Raw genomic sequence first — 19,759 nt, 5'->3', positions numbered from 1 at the left:
CTTAGGGGAGGATTACCGCGCCCCGAACCGCCACCGCAGCAATGGCCGCGCCAGCAGCAGTCCCGCCAGAAACCCGCCGACATGCGCCCAGATCGCGATCGCGCCGAAGCCGCCGCCTCCCGCGAAGCCGATCAGCAACTGCACGGCAATCCACGCCGCCGCGAGCCAGAGCGCGCGCACCCAATGCGCTGGGATCGGGCCGATCGCGGGTGCCTGCGAGCGGCTGAAGATCAGCGCGAACACGGCGATCACCGCCGAGATCGCTCCGCTGGCGCCGATCATCGGCACCGCCGACGCCGGATCGGCCAGAAACTGCGCGAAGGCGCCGGCATAGGCGCCGGCGAGGAGCAGCACCGCCATCGCCTTGGCGCCCAATGGCGCCTCCAGCTGGCGTCCGATAAACAGCAGCACGACGATGTTGAAGACGATGTGCAGCACGCCGCCGTGCAGGAAGGCCGAGGTGAGCGGGGTGAGGAAGAACGGCACCATCGTCCCCGGCGGAACGATCAGTTCAGTCCCGAAGCGCGCCGGAATGAACCCAGCGCGGATGATCGCGTCGACCTGGAACCCGGTGATCCACAGCAGGACAAAGACGACTACGCACGCCAGCGCATAGCCGGTGACCAGCGGCGCGTCCTGCGGCTTCATCGGCTATCCCGTCCCATGGCGACCCATCAGATGAATTCGATTTTCTTCACCAGATAATATTTGTCGCCCGCGGGCACGGTGACTTCGATCTCGTCGTCGACGCGGCGGCCGATCAGCGCGCGGCCGAGCGGCGAGTTATAGCTGATCTTGCCATCCTTGGCATCGGCTTCGGCCTGGCCGACAATCTGGTATTTGACCGGCTTTTCGTCCTCGTCGGCGAGGGTCACGGTGGCGCCAAACACGATGCGGTCGCCCGACAGCATCGTCGGATCGATCACCTGCGCGCGCGACAATTTGTCCTCCAGGTCGCCGATCGTCGCTTCGACCTGGCCCTGGCGTTCCTTCGCGGCGTGATATTCGGCATTTTCCGAAAGGTCGCCATGCGCGCGCGCTTCCTCGATCGCATCGACGATCAGCGGTCGCTCGGCTTTGAGTGCGGTGAGCTGCGTGCTCAGCTTCTCATAGCCTTCTGCCAGCATCGGTACCTTTTCAACGCTTGCCATTATCCTGTTGTCCTTCGTCAATAATCCGCCGCCAGCGAAACTTCGCCGGGCGGCTGCGCCGCTGTTCCGTCAATGTCGGGGGGTGGAGCGGTCCTTCAATAATAGTCTTGAAGCGGCTTTACTTCAAGAGAGTGCGCGCGCAGCGCCCCAATTGCATGGGTCGCGGCATCGCTGCCCGCCGCCGTCGTGTAATAGGCGACGTCGGCCGCGAGCGCCGAGGCGCGGATCGACTGCGAATCCTGCAGGCTCTGCCACCCCTCGGTGGTGTTGAAGATCAGCTGGACGTCGCCGTCCTTGATCCGGTCGACGATATGCGGGCGGCCCTGCGCGACCTTGTTGACGCGCTCGATCGCGATCCCCTCGCCCGCCAGATAGTCGGCGGTGCCGCCGGTCGCGATCACCTTCCATCCCCACGCCGCGAGCTGCTTCACCGCGCCGATGATGCGTGGCTTGTCGCTGTCCTTGACCGACACGAACACGCGGCCATCGGTCGGCAGCCGGTCGCCCGCCCCCAGCTGCGCTTTCGCGAACGCGAGGTTGAAATTGCGATCGATTCCCATGACTTCGCCGGTGGACTTCATTTCTGGCGACAGCACCGGATCGGTGCCGGGGAAGCGCGCGAAGGGGAACACCGCTTCCTTCACCGCGACATGTTTGATGTCGCGGTTGATCTTCGGCAGGTCGGCGAGCTTTTCGCCCGCCATCACCCGCGCCGCGATCTTGGCGATCGGCGAACCCACCGCTTTCGCGACGAAGGGCACGGTGCGGCTGGCGCGCGGGTTGACCTCGATCAGATAGACGTCGTCGCCCTTGACCGCGAACTGGATGTTCATCAGGCCGCGCACTTCGAGCGCACGCGCTAGCAATTCGGTCTGGCGCTCGATCTCGGCGATGATCGCGGGCGACAGGCTGTACGGCGGGATCGAGCAGGCGCTGTCGCCCGAATGGACCCCGGCCTCCTCGATATGCTGGAGTACCCCCGCAACCACCACATCGGTGCCGTCGCACAGCGCATCGACATCGACCTCGATCGCATCGCGGAGATAGCGGTCGATCAGCACCGGCGAGTCGCCCGATACCTGCACCGCGGTCTCGATGTAATTTTCCAGCTGCGCTTGATCGTCGACGATTTCCATTGCGCGGCCGCCGAGCACATAGGAGGGGCGCGTCAGCACCGGATAGCCGATGCGCGCCGCGACCGCGATCGCTTCCTCGCGGCTGCGCGCGATGCCGTTCTCGGGCTGTTTGAGGCCGAGCTTGTTGACCAGCGCCGCGAACCGCTCGCGGTCTTCGGCGAGGTCGATCGCGTCGGGCGAGGTGCCGAGGATCGGGATGCCCGCGTCGGACAGCGCCTGCGCGAGCTTGAGCGGAGTCTGGCCGCCAAACTGGACGATCACACCGACAAGCATACCGTTCTGCTGCTCGACATGCAGGATTTCGAGCACATCTTCGGCGGTCAACGGCTCGAAATAGAGGCGGTCGGAAGTGTCATAATCGGTGCTCACCGTTTCCGGGTTGCAGTTGATCATGATCGTCTCATAGCCCGCCTCTTCGAGCGCAAAGCACGCGTGGCAGCAGCAATAATCGAACTCGATCCCCTGCCCGATCCGGTTCGGGCCGCCGCCAAGGATGACGATCTTTTTGCGGTCGCTCGGGTTCGCCTCGCATTCTGGCTCGCCAAAGGTCGGCGCTTCATAGGTCGAGTAGAGATAGGGGGTCTGCGCCGCAAATTCGGCGGCGCAGGTGTCGATCGTCTTGAACACCGGGCGGACGCCGAGCTTGTGGCGGAGCTGACGCACTTCCATCTCGGTCACGCCGCCGGTCATCGCCTTGACCGCTTCGTGGATCAGCCCGCGGCCGCTCGCCGTCGCGCGGCGCGTGCCGGGTTGCAGGTTCGCCGATTGCAGCGCGAGGTACGCGAGGCGCTTGTCCGAAAAGCCCATGGCTTTCAGCTTGCGCAGCCCTTCGGCATCGCGCGGCAGGCCGTCGCGGCACACTTGCTTCTCGGCCTCGACGATTTCCTCGATGCGTTCGAGGAACCACATGTCGTAGCCTGCGATGCGGTTGATTTCCGACAAGGGCAGCCCTTCGCGGATCGCCTGTGCGGCGTTGAGCAGCCGGTCGGGGGTCGCCTTGGCGAGCTCGCTGCGCAGCTGGTCGTGGGTCGCGCCCTTGAGGCGGTCGACGAAGTTGAAGCCCGACAGACCGGTTTCCAGCCCGCGCAGCGCCTTCTGCATGCTCTCATGGATATTGCGGCCGATCGCCATCACTTCGCCGACCGATTTCATCGCGGTCGACAGCACCGCCTCGGCGCCCTTGAATTTTTCAAAGGCGAAGCGCGGGATTTTGGTGACGACATAGTCGATCGTGGGTTCGAACGATGCCGGGGTGACCCCGGTGATGTCGTTCATGATCTCGTCGAGGGTGTAGCCGACCGCGAGCTTGGCCGCGACCTTGGCGATCGGGAAGCCGGTTGCCTTCGACGCGAGCGCCGACGAACGCGACACGCGCGGGTTCATCTCGATCACGATCAAGCGGCCGTCCTTGGGATTCACCGCAAACTGGACGTTCGACCCGCCGGTTTCGACCCCGATCTCACGCAAGCACGCGATGCTCGCGTTGCGCATGATCTGATATTCCTTGTCGGTCAGCGTCAGCGCCGGGGCGACGGTGATGCTGTCGCCGGTATGCACGCCCATCGGATCGACATTTTCGATCGAACAGATGATGATGCAATTGTCCTTGCGGTCGCGCACCACCTCCATCTCATATTCTTTCCAGCCGAGGAGCGATTCCTCGATCAGGACTTCGGTGGTCGGCGAGGCGATCAGGCCGCCGCGGACGATATGTTCGAACTCCTCGCGATTATACGCGATGCCGCCGCCGGTGCCGCCCAAAGTAAACGACGGGCGGATGATCGACGGCAGGCCGGTGCGTTCGAGCACGGCGAGCGCTTCGTCCAGTGTATGGGCGATGCCCGAACGCGCGCTTTCGAGACCGATCTTGGTCATCGCGTCGCGGAACTTGATGCGGTCCTCGGCCTTGTCGATCGCCTCGGCATCGGCGCCGATCATCTCGACGCCATATTTGGTCAGGGTGCCGTCGTTGAACAACGCCAGCGCGGTGTTGAGTGCGGTCTGCCCGCCCATCGTCGGCAGCACGGCCCAGCCGCCCGGATGCAGCGCGGTTTCCTTGGCGATGATCTTTGCGACAATCTCAGGCGTGATCGGTTCGACATAGGTCGCGTCCGCCAGGTCGGGGTCGGTCATGATCGTCGCGGGGTTGGAGTTGACGAGGACGATCCGGTAACCCTCCTCCTTCAACGCCTTGATCGCCTGCGTCCCCGAATAATCGAACTCGCAAGCCTGACCGATAACGATCGGGCCAGCGCCGATGACGAGGATGGATTGGATGTCGGTTCTTTTGGGCATTGTTCTTCAGCTACTCGTTAGCGCGGGCGGGCTATTGGAATTGATCCAATCCCAGTATCCGGATTGCAGTAATCCGTTGATAAAACTTGGATTTGCTTGCGTGAGCAAGAAATCAGAAGGCTGAAAAAATGGCGTGTAGCTTTTCACAATGAGTTCAAGGCCAGCCGTAGATTTGACAATAATGGTTCCCGAAAAAGGCACAAGATACTGATAGGTAAACGCATGACCCCTCACATACTCCAATATCCTCTGAGGGCTTGGATCGCTGAGAAACGGGCTAAAGTTCAGGATGAAAGTATTATACATCACCTTGGCCTCGCGCTCGCGGGTTTTCTATAAGCTGAGAATCACCATCTATTTCTACTACCGATCTAGCGTCGCCGATTTGCGGCCTCAGGCGAGAAATTATCATTTTCTTTTCAATGTGACGCTCCGAATGAAGGCGGTCACGATCAGCAAAAGTAAAGAATATGATCTGCAACGCAGCTAGAGCGGGTCCAGCCAACATCAGAAAAACGCAGTATTGCTGATAATCTTCGGGGCCAATTCGTAACCCCGCCACACCGCCTGCGATCGACGAGGCCGCGAGCACCAACGCTGGGGTCAGCGCACTGCTGACCTTAGAATTGGTATCAACTTGAGCAGCTATTGGCTCATCGCTCATACCAGCCCCCCCACAAACTTCTCGAACAGATAGAAGCTGTCCTGCGGCCCCGGACTCGCCTCGGGGTGATATTGCACGCTGAACGCATTCTTCCCCGTGATCGCGATGCCGCAGTTCGATCCGTCGAACAGGCTCTTGTGCGTCTCGACCACGCCGCCCGGCAAGGTCGAGGCGTCGACTGCGAAGCCGTGGTTCATGCTGGTGATCTCGACCACGCCATCCCCAAAATCGCCGCCGACGCGCTGCACCGGGTGGTTCGCGCCGCGGTGACCCTGATGCATCTTCACCGTCTTCGCCCCCGCGGCGAGCGCGAGCAGCTGGTGGCCGAGGCAGATGCCGAAGATCGGGACATTGCGTTCGAGCAGCCCCTTGATCACCGGCACCGCATAATCGCCCGTCGCCGCCGGATCGCCGGGGCCGTTCGACAGGAACACCCCCGCGGGGCGCAGCGCGACGATCTCTTCGAGCGAGGTTTTCGCGGGCACCACCGTGACGCGCGCGCCGGCCTTGACCAGGTTGCGGAAGATATTGTCCTTGGCGCCGTAGTCGATGGCGACGACGTGGGGCTTTTCTTCTCCCCTCCCGCTTGCGGGAGGGGTCGGGGGAGGGCTTGTTCCGTCCGAGGCTGGCGACATGCCCTCCCCTAGCCCCTCCCGCAAGCGGGAGGGGGACTCATAGCCCGAACCCAGATGCCAAACACCCGCATCCCATGCACCCTGGCGTTCGCGGGTGACGGTCTTGGCGAGGTCCATGCCCTCCAGCCCCGGCCAGCCCTGCGCGAGCATCAACAGCTTATCGAGGTCGAATTTGCCCTCGGGGCTGTGCGCCACAACGCCGGTCGGCGCGCCGCCATCGCGAATGCGGCGGGTCAGCGCGCGGGTGTCGATGCCGGCGAGGCCGATCAGCCCCTGCGCCGCCATCCATTCGGGCAAGGTCTGGACGCTGCGGAAATTGCTGGGCGCGGTCGGCAGTTCGCGGGTGACGCACCCGATCGCGGCGCGCTTGTCGCGCTCCATATCCTCGGGGTTGGCGCCGACATTGCCGATGTGCGGAAAGGTGAAGGTGATGATCTGGCCCGCGTAAGACGGGTCGGTCAGGATTTCCTGATAGCCGGTCATCGCGGTGTTGAAACAAATCTCGCCCACACCCGCACCCGACGCGCCATATCCGACGCCCCACAGGACGGTTCCGTCGGATAGGACGAGGACGCCGGTGGCCCCGGAAGGCTGGGCAACGGGCGCGGCAGAGGGGTTGGCAGGTGCCATTCAACATGCTCCGGACGGGGGGCTAAACGGCCGATCAATTAGGCAGCAAAAAAGTGATTCACAAGCTATCGAATTGGGAAACTTCTCGCTAGAGAAGACCTTTCCGAAATTTGCAGCGCATGGGGACACGTATGATTCGTGACGACATCAAGGCTGCGCAGGTCGCCGCGATGAAAGCCGGCGACAAGGCGCGGCTCGGCACCATCCGGCTGATGCTGGCCAAGATCAAGGACAAGGACATCGAACTGCGCACCGGCACCGCGCCGGCCGACGACGATGTGCTGGTCACCGACGTCTTGCAGAAGATGATCAAGCAACGCCGCGAATCGATCGCGATGTACGAACAGGGCAACCGGCAAGAGCTGGCCGACATCGAGGCGGCGGAGGTCGTCGTGATCGAGGATTTCCTGCCTGCGCAGCTGAGCGACGATGAAGCACAGGCGGCGATCAAGGCGATTGCGGCGGAACTGGGCGCCGAGAGCCTGAAGGACATGGGCCGCGTGATGGCCGCGGTGAAGGACCGCCACGGGTCCGAGCTGGACATGAGCAAGGCGAGCGGGTGGGTGAAGGCGGCGTTGTCCTGAGTTCAACGTCGACACCCCCTCGCCGTTCGTCCCGAGCGAAGTCGAGGGACGCATAGCACCGCGCCAACATATCTCGACTTCGCTCGATACGAACGAGTATGGGAAGCAATGGCGTTCTGGACCTATATCCTGCTTTGTGCTGACGGCCGCTATTACACAGGACACACGGACCATCTGGCACGCCGCATCGCCCAGCATCAACATGGCGGATTTTGCGATTTCACCTCGCGGCGGCGGCCTGTGACTTTGGTCTGGTCGCAGGATTTTGCGACGCGCGTGGAGGCGCTGGAGGCTGAACGCCGGATCAAGCCCTGGTCGCGCGCGAAAAAAGAGGCGCTGATCCGGGGCGACTGGGAAATGGTCAGCCATTTTGCCAGGCCACCTCACGAACGCCCGGACCTCACAGTGTGTTTTGAGGAACACGCACCCTCTCCGTTCGTCCCGAGCGAAGTCGAGGGACGTGAAGCTGGGCGCCGACGTGTCTCGACTTCGCTCGACACAAACGGAGGTGGGGGTATGGCCTCCCCGCGCAGGGACGGGAGGGGAGCTAAGTGACCCTCACCCCGCAATGGCTGGACGAACTGCGCGCGCGCGTCACGCTATCGACCCTCATCGGCCGCACAGTGAAGGTCACCCGCGCGGGCCGCGAATACAAGGCCTGCTGCCCCTTCCATAACGAAAAGACCCCCAGCTTCACGATCAACGACGAGAAGGGTTTCTACCATTGCTTCGGTTGCAGTGCGCATGGCGATGCGATCCGGTGGATGACCGACCAGCGTGGGCTGTCGTTCATGGATGCCGTCAAGGAGCTAGCCGCCGAGGCCGGGATGGAGGTTCCCGCCGCCGATCCGCGCGCCGCGAAAAAGGCCGAGGAGCAAGCGAGCCTGCGCGATGTCGTGCAGGGCGCGGCCGACTGGTTCACCCAGCAACTCGACAGCAGCAACGGCGCCCCGGCGCGCGATTACCTGACCAAGCGCGGCATATCCGACCCGACGCGACGGGCGTTCGGCTTCGGCCTCGCCCCTGACAGCCGCAGCGCGCTGAAGGAGGCGCTCAAGAAATTCCCGACTGCGATGCTGGTCGAATCAGGGATGCTGATCGCGGTTGATGACAAGGAGCCTTACGACCGGTTCCGCGGCCGGTTGATGATCCCGATCCGCGACGCGCGCGGGCGGGTCATAGCCTTTGGGGGACGCATCCTGGGCGACGGCGAGCCCAAATATCTGAACTCGCCCGACACGCCGTTGTTCGACAAGGGGCGCGTCCTCTATAATCTCGACAAGGCGAGCCCGGCATCGCGGCAGACGAACCGGATCATCGTCGTCGAAGGCTATATGGACGTCATCGCGCTGGCCGAGGCGGGGATCGCCGATGCGGTCGCGCCGCTCGGCACCGCGCTGACCGAGGCGCAGCTCGGGCTGATCTGGCGGATGGTGCCGGTGCCGGTGCTCTGCTTCGACGGCGACGCGGCGGGACAGAAAGCGGCGATGCGCGCCGCGATGCGCGCGCTCCCCCTCCTCCGTCCCGGCTTCAGCCTCGCCTTTGCCGTGATGCCGCCGGGCCAAGACCCCGATGATATCGTCCGCGCGCGCGGTGCCGAAGGATTCACCGCCTTGCTCGACGAGGCTCAGCCGCTCGTCGAGCGCCTGTGGGCGCATGAGGTCGCCGCCGGACCGCTCGCCACCCCCGAGGAACGCGCCGCGCTCAAGACCCGGCTGCTCGCCCACGCCGACGCGATCGAGGACGCCGACGTCCGCCACCATTATCGCGAGGCATTTCGCGAGCGGCTCGACACGCTGTTCGCGCGCAGGCAGACCGAGCGCGGCCCGCGCGTTCCGTGGGCGCCGCAGCCCCAGCGCGGCAGCAATCGCCGCTTTGGTCCCGACCCCCGATTGCAACCTCCGGTCAATGAAGCGCGATCGATCGGACAGATCGGCATCGGCGGCCATTATGCCGCCGCGCTGATCGCCGGATTGCTTCGTTACCCTGCCGCTATCCGACGCCATGAAGAGGCGCTGACCCGGCTTGCGGTCGCCGATTCCGGCGACGCCGAACTGCTCCGGGTGATGCTTGACAACGCGGGAGGCCAAGAAGGGCTTGATTGCGAGGGCTTGCTTGCCATATTGGAGCCAATGAAAGTGTATAATAGGGCGACGACCTTGCTCAGAGCCGACGGAATGCACTTCTCGTTCAATCGCAGGCTTGACGGCGAAGAGGTTGATGCGGCGCGGGAAACGGCGCTTCGCGACCTAGAGGAATATATCGGCGTGCTGGTCACCCAGCCCGAAATCCGCGCCCGGCTGGCCGAAGCCACCGCGGATTTTCAGCGCACGATGGACGACGAAGGATTTGCGCGGCAGCAAAAGCTGTCCGCGATGGATAAAGAATTGACCCGCCGCCTCGCTGCGCTGTCCGACAGCAGCCAAGGCTGACCCACTTATTGCCCCTTTGGCAGGAACAAACATGGCCACCAAGAACACCGCCGAAACCGATACCGACACCGACGGCCCGCTGATCGACCTGAACGAAGCCGATGTCAAAAAGCTGATCGCGCGCGGCAAGAAGCGCGGTTACCTGACCTATGACGAGCTGAATGCGGCGCTGCCGCAGGACGAAATGTCGTCCGAGCAGATCGAGGACATCATGTCGGCGATTTCCGACATGGGCATCAACATCGTCGAAAGCGACGAGGATGTGCAGGAAGAGGCCGACCAGGAGCCCGACGACGAAGTCGATGTCAGCGCCGGCACCGGATCGGTGTCGAACCCCGCGATCGAAAAGAAGAAAGAAACGGTCGATCGCACCGACGATCCCGTTCGCATGTACCTGCGCGAAATGGGCGCGGTCGAGCTGCTGTCGCGCGAGGGCGAAATTGCGATCGCGAAGCGCATCGAGGCGGGCCGCGACACGATGATCCTGGGGCTGTGCGAAAGCCCGCTGACCTTTAACGCGATCATCGACTGGTCGACGGCGCTGAACAATGGCGACATGCAGCTGCGCGAGATCGTCGATCTGGAAGCAATGCTGTCGAAAGACCCGGCGCCCGAGAATCTGGAAGAAGAAGGCGCCGAAGACAACGGCGAGATCAGCGAAAAAACCGCCGGCGTCTCGTTCAAGGACGAGGACGAGGTCGAGGAAGAACCCGCCGCCGATGCCGACGAAGAGGATGGCGAAGGCACGTCGGGCAAGCGCGAAACCTTTGACGACGACGAGGAAGACAATACGCTGAGCCTTGCGGCGATGGAGGAATTGCTCAAGCCCGACGCGCTCGAGAAATTCGCGAACATCACCAAGAGCTTCAAGGCGTTCTCGAAGCTGCAGGAAACGCGGCTCGAAGCGCTGTCGTCGGGCGGCGAATTTCCGTCGGCGTCGGAAAAGAAATATCACAAGCTGCGCGAGGACCTCACCGCGCAGGTCGAAGGCGTGCAGTTCCATAACACCAAGATCGAATATCTGGTCGATCAGCTTTATAGCTACAACCGCCGCCTGACCGCGCTGGGCGGCCAGATGCTGCGTCTGGCCGAGCGTCACAAGGTGCCGCGCAAGGCGTTCCTCGACAATTATGTCGGACGCGAGCTGGAAGAAACCTGGCTCGACGCGGTGGGCTCGATCGACAAGAAATGGGCCGCCTTCGCCGAGAACGAAGCCGGCGCGGTCGACCGCATCCGCATCGAGATTTCGGAAATCGCACAAGCCGCGGGCATGAGCCTGACCGAATTCCGCCGCGTCGTGAACATGGTCCAGAAGGGCGAGCGCGAAGCGCGCATCGCCAAGAAGGAAATGGTCGAGGCGAACCTCCGCCTCGTCATCTCGATCGCCAAGAAATACACGAACCGCGGCCTGCAGTTCCTCGACCTGATCCAGGAAGGCAATATCGGCCTGATGAAGGCGGTCGACAAGTTCGAGTATCGCCGCGGTTACAAGTTCAGCACCTATGCGACCTGGTGGATCCGGCAGGCGATAACCCGCAGCATCGCCGACCAGGCGCGCACGATCCGCATCCCGGTCCATATGATCGAGACGATCAACAAGCTGGTCCGCTGCAGCCGTCAGTTCCTGCACGAAAGCGGCCGCGAACCGACCCCGGAAGAGATGGCCGAACGGCTGTCGATGCCGCTGGAAAAGGTCCGCAAGGTGATGAAGATCGCCAAGGAGCCGATCAGCCTGGAGACGCCGATCGGCGACGAGGAAGACAGCCATCTGGGCGATTTCATCGAGGACAAGAATGCGGTCATCCCGGTCGACGCCGCGGTGCAGTCGAACCTGAAGGAAACGGTGACCCGCGTCCTGGCGTCGCTGACGCCGCGTGAGGAGCGTGTGCTCCGCATGCGCTTTGGCATCGGGATGAACACAGATCATACGCTGGAGGAAGTCGGCCAGCAGTTCAGCGTGACCCGCGAACGTATCCGCCAGATCGAGGCGAAGGCGCTCCGCAAGCTGAAGCACCCGTCGCGCAGCCGCAAGATGCGTAGCTTCCTCGACCAGTAAGCTGATCGAAAGCGAGAATTCCAAGGGCGGTCCGACAACGGGCCGCCCTTTTTTTGTCCGCTTTGGGGTGGGGAGCGGCGCTTCAAACCTCGTCATGCTGAACTTGTTTCAGCATCCATGGCCTGATCTCTAATCAAGCGCTGCGCCAAGGGAAACGGCAGGCCATGGACCCTGAAACAAGTTCAGGGTGACGAGATAAGAGGTGTCGGCTTCCGATCGTTAGCGGCTATTCGTCGTACCGGCCGGGCGTCGTGTGCGAATGATGGGCGGAGCACTGCCTGGCGCAACCCCCGCCAATGCTGCGCCGCACAATTATTCGGGCTGGTCCTCTTTAAATCTTCGTATTTCAGCACCAGATAGCGCCCGTCACGCGATGCGGCGGCCTTCATCACGGGTTCAGGCGCCACCCATCAAATGGCAATCATTCCCAATCGATGGGAATGGATTCGCGATCCAGAGCGGGCGGCAGATCATGGCCGACCCCAAAAAGCTCGGAAATTCGGGAGACTGCTGAAACTGGCACGGCCTTTGCGATGCACCCTGCATCGGCGCGGGGCAGTGCTCGCAGCCCAAGAGAAAGACCAAAAAGATGGAAAACGAAACCACCAACCTCTTCCGCCGCCGCGATACCTTTTTCGGGATTTGCGAGGCCGTTGGCCAGGATTTTGGCTTTAATCCGCTGTGGCTGCGCCTGGCCTTTGTCGCGCCGCTGTTCTTTTTCCCGGTGCAGACCTTCATCGGCTATTTCGCCCTCGGCGGCGTCGTGCTGGCCTCGCGCCTGCTGTTCCCCGCCCGGACCGCCGCCACCGCCGCGCCGTCGCTGATCGCGGTCGAAGGCGCCGCGCCGACCACCGAAAAGGCCGACGAGTTCGCGCTCGCGGCCTGAGCCGGCCCGGCCGGACATTCCCTCTCCCTTGCGTCCGGCCGTCCGTGCTGATGGCGTCCCCCGGGCGCCATTGATGGGACCGGCAAGCTCTCCCCGGGGCTTGCCGGTCCCTTTGCTTTTGCCCCAGCTTGCTTTTGTCCCTGACTGAAACAGCAAAGATGCAAATCAAGCGGCGCCTATAAACGCGACGTTTACGACGTTGCCCTATGGATGATCGCTGATATTCCATCGGCTTGGGCTCCGCAGCCCGCGCCACAGGCGAGGAACATGCGTTGAGCCAATCGACCCAGCCCCAGCTGCAGCCGCGCGGCGTTGCCGAAATGCTCGATTCGCTGGTCGCCAGCGGCGGCACCGGCGCGCATCCGCACGTCCGCGCCGGCGCGCTGTCGAGCGGCGCGCAAGCGATGCGCAACTTGGCCGATGCCGTCCATTTCCTGTGTCTCCTCCACGGCCGCCACCCCGGGGTCATCGACAATGCCGCGCGCAAGGCGGTCGATCCCGCATCGCGGCAATGGATGAACGAGGCCGCCGATGCCTTTGTCCAGGAACGCGCCTTTCTGTCGAAAATCGCCTCGGCGGTCGGCCCGGTGCCGAGCACCCAGGGCCAGGCGCAATGCGAAGCGGCCGTGGCGGCACAGCGCAAGGCGATCGACATGCTGTCCGAATCGGACCGCCACGGCTGCGCCGTCGGCGCCGCGATCGCGCTGACGCTCGATTGGCGGACGATCCGCGTCCTGCTCGACATCAGCGCCCAGCGGCTCGACATGACGCCGCCGACCTGCAACCTGCCTGATCTGCGCGATACCGCGCGGCTGGCCGCCTCCGTCGCCGACAGCCCCGCGGTCGAACGCGCGATGGTGTTCGGTGCCCAGCAGCTGATCGTCCAGCACAGCGGACTGTGGGATCTGATGGCGGCGCGCGCGGCAAGCCGGGCGCTTAGCTGAAGCCGATCCTCCCTGTTGCGAAGCAATGGGGAGGTGGCAGTGGCGAAGCCACTGACGGAGGGGCTTTGGCGCGACGTCGCTGCCCCTCCACCACGCCCTTCGGGCGCGGTCCCCCTCCCCATCGCTGCGCGACAGGGAGGATCATCGGTCCGCCTGCCCGCTTGCACCCTCCCCCGCCGCTCGCTATGCCCGCGCTTGATTGACGTTCACGTTAAGGGAAAGACGAGCCCATGCGTTTCGATGGAACCAGCGCCTATATCGCCACCGACGACCTGAAGGTCGCGGTCAATGCCGCGACGCTGTTGCGTCGCCCGCTGCTCGTGAAGGGCGAACCCGGCACCGGCAAGACCGTGCTGGCCGAGGAAATCGCCAAAGCGTTCGACGCGCCGCTGATCACCTGGAACATCAAATCGACCACCAAGGCGCAGCAAGGCCTGTATGAATATGACGCGGTCGCCCGTTTGCGCGACGGCCAGCTGGGCGAAGAGCGCGTCCACGACATTCGCAATTACATCCGCAAGGGCAAATTGTGGGAGGCGTTCACCTCGCCCAAACTGCCCGTGCTGCTGATCGACGAGATCGACAAGGCCGACATCGAATTCCCGAACGATCTGCTCCAGGAGCTCGATCGCATGGCGTTCCATGTCTATGAAACCGACGAGACGGTGACCGCAAAGGAACGCCCGATCGTCGTCATCACGTCGAACAATGAAAAGGAACTGCCCGACGCCTTCCTGCGCCGCTGTTTCTTCCATTACATCAAATTCCCCGACCGCGACACGATGCACGCGATCGTCGACGTGCATTTCCCCGGCATCCAGAAGACGCTGGTCAGCCGCGCGATGGATATTTTCTACGAAGTCCGCGACGTCCCGGGCTTGAAGAAAAAGCCGTCGACCAGCGAGCTGATCGACTGGCTCAAGCTGCTGCTCAACGAGGACATGCCGCTCGAAGTTTTGCAGAATCGCGACGTCGGCAAAGCGATCCCGCCGCTGCATGGCGCGCTGCTCAAGAATGAGCAGGACGTGATGCTGTTCGAGAAGCTGGCGTTCATGGCGCGGCGTCAGGGAAGCTGAAGGCCGCGATCAGCTTGAAATTCCCGTTCGTATCGAGCGAAGTCGAGATACGTCTGGCGCCGCCTTAGCGTGTCTCGACTTCGCTCGACACGAACGGATTGGGGGCGTGGTGGCTAAAGCTGATACGCCACCTCGACATCACCCCAGCGGCGACCATTGATCACCACCGGCGTATAGACGTTGCGCACCGTGACATAATTGGTGCCATCGCCTTCCTGGCGATAGACGGCCATGAAGAAGGGCGCGTTGCTCCGCTTCGCGGCCTTGTCAGTGTCGTCGAACAGCACCCGACCGTTGCGGCAATAAGCGGTGTCGTGCGCGACGTCGCCGGTCGGGGCGCGCGAACATTCGGTGATGTGGGTCGGCAGAAAGCCGTTCATGTCGCCCGCCGACGACATTTTGACCTCGGGATGGCTGGCGACGACATGGTCGAACAGCGGCCGCCAATGGGCATCCGCCCAGTCGCACAAGGTGGTGCGGAACCGTTCGGGGTTCGACCCCGGCACGCGGACATAATTGGTGTCGAACAATTGCTCCATCGTCAGGTCGCCGTTCGCGATCGCGCGCTCGGCCAGCGCGACGAATTTGTCGCGCACCTTGGCGGCGAGATCGACGACCGCCGAATCCTGTGGGCTGACCCCGGCCGAGATCACCGCGTTGAACATGCGGTTCGACACATGCTCCATCGACAGGATCGAGGTGCGGGTGCCCTCCAGCGTCGCGCGATTGTCGCGCACCGATCCGACGACGCGGTCGACCGCCTCGCGGACTTTCGCACCATTGGCGTGCACCATTGCGCTCGATTGCGCGATGCGGTCGCTCTGGTCGTCGAGCAGCGCCACCAGATGCGTCGCGTCGTGCAGCGCGTCGGTGATCGTTTCGAACTGCGCTTCGGCGCGGCTCGATTGTTCGACCCCGGCCTGGATTTCGGTGACCAGCCCCCCCGCCTCGGCGGCCAGGCTGCCGATGCTGCGGCGGATTTCGTCGGTCGCGCCGCGCGTGTTCTGCGCCAGTTTCTTCACTTCGGCGGCGACGACGGCGAAGGTGCGGCCGGCATCGCCGGCGCGCTCGGCCTCGATCGCGGCATTCAAGGCGAGCATGTTGGTGGTCTTGGCGATCTGCTCGATCGACTGGCTGACCTGCTGCACCTGTTCCATCACCGCGGCGAAATTGGTCACATGGGTGCCCAGCCGCGCGACGAGGTCGATGACCGACCGAAATTCGGCGACCGCGGCGTTGACGCGCTCGGCGCCGGTATCGAGCTGTTCGCAGGCGCGCGCCGACAGCAATTTCGCCTCGTCGGTCGAATCAGCGATCTGGCGCTGGTCGGCCTCCAGGCTGACGACAAATTCTTCGAGCCGCCCGAGTTCGGTGATCTGGCGGTCCATCTGGTCAGTCGACCGCTTGATCCGCCCCGCCGCCTCGCTGCACCCGACGGCGAGTTCGCCGCAGTCGCTGGCGACCGACTGGTCGAGCACCGGCCCTGCCGGATTGATAGGATCATATTTCATGCGCGCACCCACCCAAAGATCATCGACGGGTCATGCCGGATAATGGTTAACGGGGGGTCAATGGATCGTGGGCGAGCAAATATGTAGAAGGCTGGATTGGGGCGGGGAGCGGCCGTTTGCTATCTCACCGTCGTCATCCCGGACTTGATCCGGGATCCATAGCTGCACGGCGGTCATGGATCCCGGATCAAGTCCGGGATGACGACGAACGGAAGGGCAGCTTTCGGTCAATGCAAACATTGCGCCCCCGCCGACAAGCCTCACTTTCCGTTTACGTAAAGGGATTGCACCGTAGGTCGCGACGGGTTACGCCCTCCCCCATGTTTTTCGGCTTTCTCGACGAGCTTCGCGCCGCGGGTATTCCCGCCAGTCTGAAAGAGCATCTGATGCTGCTCGAGGCGCTCGACCGCGAGGTGATCGACCGCAGTCCCGAGCAATTCTATTATTTGTCGCGCGCGATTTACGTCAAGGACGAAGGCCTGCTCGACCGCTTTGACCAGGTGTTCAACAAGGTCTTCAAGGGCATCATTTCCGACTATGGCCAGAACCCGGTCGACGTGCCGGCCGACTGGCTGAAGGCGGTCGCGGAGAAATTCCTGACCCCCGAGGAAATGGCGGCGATCGAATCGCTCGGCGACTGGGACAAGATCATGGAGACGCTGAAAGAGCGGCTCGAGGAGCAGCAAAAGCGCCACGAAGGCGGCAGCAAGTGGATCGGCACCGGCGGCACTTCGCCCTTTGGCAATTCGGGTTACAACCCCGAGGGCGTGCGGATCGGCGGCGAGAGCAAGCACAAGCGCGCGCTGAAGGTGTGGGAAAAGCGCGAGTTCGCCAATCTTGACAACACCAAGGAGCTCGGCACCCGCAACATCAAGATCGCGCTCCGCCGCCTGCGCAAATTCGCGCGCGAGGGGGCGGCGGACGAGCTCGACATTCCGGGGACGATCGACGGTACCGCCCGCCAGGGCTGGCTCGACATCAAGATGCGCCCCGAACGGCGCAACGCGGTCAAGTTGCTGCTGTTCCTCGACGTCGGCGGATCGATGGATCCCTTTATCAAGCTGTGCGAGGAATTGTTCAGCGCCGCGACGACCGAATTCAAGAATCTCGAATTCTTCTACTTTCACAATTGCCCCTATGAGGGGGTGTGGAAGGACAACAAGCGCCGCTGGTCCGAACGCCACCAGATGTGGGACATCCTCCACAAATATGGCCATGACTATAAAGTGATATTCGTCGGCGACGCGTCGATGTCGGCTTATGAAATTACCCATCCGGGCGGCAGCGTCGAACATTTCAACGAGGAATCGGGCGCCGTCTGGCTGGGCCGGATCACCAAAGTCTACCCTGCCGCGGTGTGGCTGAACCCGGTGCCCGAGGCGCATTGGGGCTACACCCAGTCGGTCAAGCTGATCAAACAGTTGATGAACGACCGCATGTATCCGCTGAGTCTGTCGGGGCTCGACGATGCGATGCGCGAACTGACGCGAAAGCATTGATTTTGGCGGCCGACTTAGGCCGTGACGATGTCGATCCGATCCCCTAATCCCGTTCGTGTCGAGCGAAGTCGAGACACCCATCGGTGGCGCGCGCCTTAGGGGTGTCTCGACTTCGCTCGACACGAACGGATTTCAGAAGTTCCGCTAGGCCCGCCATGATCGACCTTCCCCTCGTCACCATCCTGTTGCTCACCGGCTTTATCAACCTGATCGGGGCGCTCGCCTATGCGGCGCGGATCGCCGGGGTGCGGACGCGGCGGATTGCGATGTCGTTCGCGCTGTTCAACATCCTCGTGCTGTTTTCGCGGACATCGAACAGCTTCCTCGGCCCCTTTCTGGCCAAACGGATCGAAACGCGGCTGCATGACGGCAACGGCGCGTCGCTGTTCATCGACATGCAGCTGGTGCTCGCCGCGGCGAGCGTCGCGACCTTGCTCGGCATCCTGCTCGTCCCCACCGGGCAGCGGATGTTTGCCGCCGCGATCGGCTGGTACCAGACCAACCGGTCGACGACGAAGCTGGCGGTGAAGGCGGTGAGCCCGAGCGGGCTGCGCACCTTGGGCCGCTCGCTGACGCTTCCCAGCCTGGCGCACCTCAAGAGCTGGCGGATGCCCAAGGAGATCAGCTGGGGTGTGCTGATCGCCAATTGCCTGGCGCAGTCCCTGCTTGCCGTCGGCGTCGTTGCGTCGCTTTACGCCGGCTATCTCGCGCCCGAGTTCCGCGTCACCGCGTCGCAGTTGTCGGCGCTGATCAACGGGTTCGCAACGATCTTGCTGTTTGCCTTCATCGACCCGCAGCTGTCGGTGATGACCGACGATGCGGTCGAGGGGAAGGTCGACGAGGCGGAGTTCCGCCGCGCGATCACGTTCATTTCGCTAAGCCGCCTCGCCGGCACCATCCTGGCGCAGGCGCTGTTGCTGCCCGCCGCGCTGCTGATCGCCGCCGTCGCCGTCTATGTCTGACCGCGATAGCGAAACGCCGCGCAGCCAGTCGCGTTTCCACGCCGTCCGCATGCGACTGGAGGCGATGGCGATCACCCCGGGGCCGCGCGGCTGGTTCCTCGAATTTCTGGTGTTCGGGTTCAAACAGGGTTGGGCGTGCCTGTTCGGCGCGCTGATGCTCGCGCTGCTGCTTGGCACGCATCTGTTCTGGCCCGCCGACGCACCGCTCCACCGCTATGACGCGATCACGATCGGCGCGGTGCTGATCCAGCTCGGGATGCTCGCCTTCCGGCTGGAAACGCCGAAAGAGGCACTCGTCATCCTGATCTTTCACATCGTCGGCACGGTGATGGAGCTGTTCAAGACCGCGGCGGGATCGTGGCAATATCCCGAGGCGAGCCTGCTCCACATCGGCGCGGTGCCGCTGTTCTCGGGTTTCATGTACGCCGCGGTCGGCAGCTATATCGCGCGCGTGTGGCGGATCTTCGACTTCCGCTACACCGGCTACCCCCCGGTCTGGACCAGCTACGCGCTCGCCGCCGCGATCTATGTCAATTTCTTCGCGCACCATTGGGTGTACGACATTCGCTGGTTGCTGTTCGCGGCGACCGCGCTGCTGTTCTGGCGCTGCCAGGTGTGGTTCCGCCCGCTGCACGTCCACCGCCGCATGCCCTTGCTCGTCGGCTGGGGGCTCGTCGCGCTGTTTATCTGGTTCGCCGAAAATATCGGGACGTTTGCGCGCGCGTGGACCTACCCCAGCCAAGATGACGGATGGCATATGGTCGGGGTCGAGAAGCTGGGCAGCTGGTACCTGCTGATGATCATCTCGTTCGTGCTGGTGAGTCTGGTGCAGCGACCGAAAGAGCCGGATCACTCGTAGCGCGGCCGCCTTTCTCTCCCCTCCCTGGAAGGGAGGGGTTGGGGGTGGGTACCGCCGAGGCACTCGGCGGCTTGTTCGAGTATCAGCCGGGCGACGCCTTCCGGATTAGCGAGTGCGTCGTTGTTCCAAATCCGCATGACTCGCCAACCTTCAGATTCGAGAAACTTGGTCCTACGGTTGTCATAGTTTTGCTGCTCAAGGTGCTGGCTACCGTCGAATTCGATCGCCAGCTTTGCTTCGCGGCATGCGAGATCGACTATGTACGAACCCACCACGAGCTGGCGAGTGAAAGACGGCCGATAATTGGAAAGCCGCCGCCAGATAATACGCTCGGCAGGCGTTGCCTCATTGCGCAACCGGCGCGCACGATCGGTCATCTCTTTCGGCACGCGGCGCATGATCAATGGGTAGAGCGGCGAGCTTCGCTCGCCAACCCACC

Annotated in this window: 17 protein-coding genes; 10 read left to right on the top strand and 7 right to left on the bottom strand. The window is 63.2% G+C overall.

What is annotated here, in order from left to right:
* Positions 1-12: 12 nt before the first annotated feature.
* The 5 genes from FFS68_RS05420 to carA form a co-directional block, all read right to left on the bottom strand.
* A complete protein-coding gene (locus FFS68_RS05420) occupies positions 13-648 on the bottom strand; it encodes a rhomboid family intramembrane serine protease (RefSeq protein WP_137752177.1) in 636 nt (211 codons plus the stop codon).
* A gap of 26 nt (positions 649-674) precedes the next feature.
* The gene (gene greA / locus FFS68_RS05415) at positions 675-1,151 is read right to left on the bottom strand and encodes a transcription elongation factor GreA (protein ID WP_137752176.1); all 477 of its coding nucleotides are present in this window, start codon (positions 1,149-1,151) and stop codon (positions 675-677) included.
* Positions 1,152-1,246: 95 nt separating this feature from the next.
* A complete protein-coding gene (gene carB / locus FFS68_RS05410; RefSeq protein ID WP_137752175.1) occupies positions 1,247-4,582 on the bottom strand; it encodes a carbamoyl-phosphate synthase large subunit in 3,336 nt (1,111 codons plus the stop codon).
* A 298-nt stretch (positions 4,583-4,880) separates the two neighbouring features.
* Positions 4,881-5,246 carry a hypothetical protein gene (locus tag FFS68_RS05405; RefSeq protein ID WP_137752174.1) on the bottom strand — a complete coding sequence of 122 codons (366 nt, stop codon included), beginning with the start codon at positions 5,244-5,246 and terminating at the stop codon, positions 4,881-4,883.
* Entirely contained in the window at positions 5,243-6,511 is a 1,269-nt protein-coding gene (carA, locus tag FFS68_RS05400) for a glutamine-hydrolyzing carbamoyl-phosphate synthase small subunit (RefSeq protein ID WP_137752173.1), read from the bottom strand. The genes FFS68_RS05405 and carA overlap by 4 nt, the downstream gene beginning before the upstream one ends.
* Positions 6,512-6,642: 131 nt before the next feature.
* Here carA and FFS68_RS05395 point away from each other — a divergent pair, with 131 nt between their 5' ends.
* The 7 genes from FFS68_RS05395 (at position 6,643) to FFS68_RS05365 (ending at position 14,489) form a co-directional block, all read left to right on the top strand.
* A complete protein-coding gene (locus FFS68_RS05395) occupies positions 6,643-7,095 on the top strand; it encodes a GatB/YqeY domain-containing protein (protein ID WP_137752172.1) in 453 nt (150 codons plus the stop codon).
* Positions 7,096-7,203: 108 nt separating this feature from the next.
* The gene (locus FFS68_RS05390) at positions 7,204-7,650 is read left to right on the top strand and encodes a GIY-YIG nuclease family protein (protein WP_137752171.1); all 447 of its coding nucleotides are present in this window, start codon (positions 7,204-7,206) and stop codon (positions 7,648-7,650) included.
* Complete coding sequence (gene dnaG / locus FFS68_RS05385) at positions 7,647-9,527, top strand: DNA primase (RefSeq protein WP_137752170.1); 1,881 nt, start codon at positions 7,647-7,649, stop codon at positions 9,525-9,527. The genes FFS68_RS05390 and dnaG overlap by 4 nt, the downstream gene beginning before the upstream one ends.
* Before the next feature lie 31 nt (positions 9,528-9,558).
* Positions 9,559-11,583, top strand: coding sequence for an RNA polymerase sigma factor RpoD (gene rpoD, locus FFS68_RS05380; protein WP_137752169.1), 2,025 nt, complete (start codon positions 9,559-9,561; stop codon positions 11,581-11,583).
* A gap of 589 nt (positions 11,584-12,172) precedes the next feature.
* Complete coding sequence (locus FFS68_RS05375; RefSeq protein WP_137752168.1) at positions 12,173-12,469, top strand: PspC domain-containing protein; 297 nt, start codon at positions 12,173-12,175, stop codon at positions 12,467-12,469.
* 272 nt (positions 12,470-12,741) lie between these two features.
* On the top strand, positions 12,742-13,413 hold the full coding sequence (locus FFS68_RS05370) for a hypothetical protein (RefSeq protein WP_171003750.1): 672 nt from the start codon (positions 12,742-12,744) through the stop codon (positions 13,411-13,413).
* Between the two features lie 230 nt (positions 13,414-13,643).
* Positions 13,644-14,489 carry a MoxR family ATPase gene (locus FFS68_RS05365; protein WP_137752167.1) on the top strand — a complete coding sequence of 282 codons (846 nt, stop codon included), beginning with the start codon at positions 13,644-13,646 and terminating at the stop codon, positions 14,487-14,489.
* A gap of 113 nt (positions 14,490-14,602) precedes the next feature.
* On the opposite strand, the gene FFS68_RS05360 is transcribed toward FFS68_RS05365, so the two are convergent.
* Positions 14,603-16,000, bottom strand: coding sequence for a methyl-accepting chemotaxis protein (locus FFS68_RS05360; RefSeq protein WP_137752166.1), 1,398 nt, complete (start codon positions 15,998-16,000; stop codon positions 14,603-14,605).
* Positions 16,001-16,320: 320 nt separating this feature from the next.
* Between FFS68_RS05360 and FFS68_RS05355 the strand changes: the two genes are divergently transcribed.
* The 3 genes from FFS68_RS05355 (at position 16,321) to FFS68_RS05345 (ending at position 19,320) form a co-directional block, all read left to right on the top strand.
* Positions 16,321-17,499, top strand: coding sequence for a VWA domain-containing protein (locus FFS68_RS05355; protein WP_137752165.1), 1,179 nt, complete (start codon positions 16,321-16,323; stop codon positions 17,497-17,499).
* 155 nt (positions 17,500-17,654) lie between these two features.
* Positions 17,655-18,461, top strand: a complete 807-nt coding sequence (locus FFS68_RS05350; RefSeq protein WP_137752164.1) for a lipid II flippase Amj family protein — start codon at positions 17,655-17,657, stop codon at positions 18,459-18,461.
* Complete coding sequence (locus FFS68_RS05345) at positions 18,454-19,320, top strand: DUF817 domain-containing protein (RefSeq protein WP_137752163.1); 867 nt, start codon at positions 18,454-18,456, stop codon at positions 19,318-19,320. Before FFS68_RS05350 ends, FFS68_RS05345 begins: the two co-directional genes overlap by 8 nt.
* Here the strand turns inward: FFS68_RS05345 and FFS68_RS05340 are convergent.
* Positions 19,311-19,718: a DUF559 domain-containing protein gene (locus FFS68_RS05340; protein WP_137752222.1), complete on the bottom strand. Its 408-nt coding sequence runs from the start codon at positions 19,716-19,718 to the stop codon at positions 19,311-19,313. The genes FFS68_RS05345 and FFS68_RS05340 overlap by 10 nt on opposite strands.
* Positions 19,719-19,759: the final 41 nt, after the last annotated feature.

Source organism: Sphingopyxis sp. L1A2A (genome assembly GCF_005502465.1).
GTDB lineage: Bacteria > Pseudomonadota > Alphaproteobacteria > Sphingomonadales > Sphingomonadaceae > Sphingopyxis.
The sequence above is the reverse complement of the archived record's forward strand: the minus strand, read 5'-3'. Positions and strand labels throughout refer to the sequence as shown.

Excerpts from the sequence above, each read along its gene's own strand:
- FFS68_RS05420 (WP_137752177.1), bottom strand. The coding sequence starts at position 648 with ATGAAGCCGCAGGACGCGCCGCTGGTCACCGGCTATGCGCTGGCGTGC.
- greA (WP_137752176.1), bottom strand. The coding sequence starts at position 1,151 with ATGGCAAGCGTTGAAAAGGTACCGATGCTGGCAGAAGGCTATGAGAAG.
- carB (WP_137752175.1), bottom strand. The coding sequence starts at position 4,582 with ATGCCCAAAAGAACCGACATCCAATCCATCCTCGTCATCGGCGCTGGC.
- FFS68_RS05405 (WP_137752174.1), bottom strand. The coding sequence starts at position 5,246 with ATGAGCGATGAGCCAATAGCTGCTCAAGTTGATACCAATTCTAAGGTC.
- carA (WP_137752173.1), bottom strand. The coding sequence starts at position 6,511 with ATGGCACCTGCCAACCCCTCTGCCGCGCCCGTTGCCCAGCCTTCCGGG.
- FFS68_RS05395 (WP_137752172.1), top strand. The coding sequence starts at position 6,643 with ATGATTCGTGACGACATCAAGGCTGCGCAGGTCGCCGCGATGAAAGCC.
- FFS68_RS05390 (WP_137752171.1), top strand. The coding sequence starts at position 7,204 with ATGGCGTTCTGGACCTATATCCTGCTTTGTGCTGACGGCCGCTATTAC.
- rpoD (WP_137752169.1), top strand. The coding sequence starts at position 9,559 with ATGGCCACCAAGAACACCGCCGAAACCGATACCGACACCGACGGCCCG.
- FFS68_RS05375 (WP_137752168.1), top strand. The coding sequence starts at position 12,173 with ATGGAAAACGAAACCACCAACCTCTTCCGCCGCCGCGATACCTTTTTC.
- FFS68_RS05365 (WP_137752167.1), top strand. The coding sequence starts at position 13,644 with ATGCGTTTCGATGGAACCAGCGCCTATATCGCCACCGACGACCTGAAG.
- FFS68_RS05360 (WP_137752166.1), bottom strand. The coding sequence starts at position 16,000 with ATGAAATATGATCCTATCAATCCGGCAGGGCCGGTGCTCGACCAGTCG.
- FFS68_RS05355 (WP_137752165.1), top strand. The coding sequence starts at position 16,321 with ATGTTTTTCGGCTTTCTCGACGAGCTTCGCGCCGCGGGTATTCCCGCC.
- FFS68_RS05350 (WP_137752164.1), top strand. The coding sequence starts at position 17,655 with ATGATCGACCTTCCCCTCGTCACCATCCTGTTGCTCACCGGCTTTATC.
- FFS68_RS05345 (WP_137752163.1), top strand. The coding sequence starts at position 18,454 with ATGTCTGACCGCGATAGCGAAACGCCGCGCAGCCAGTCGCGTTTCCAC.
- FFS68_RS05340 (WP_137752222.1), bottom strand. The coding sequence starts at position 19,718 with ATGCGCCGCGTGCCGAAAGAGATGACCGATCGTGCGCGCCGGTTGCGC.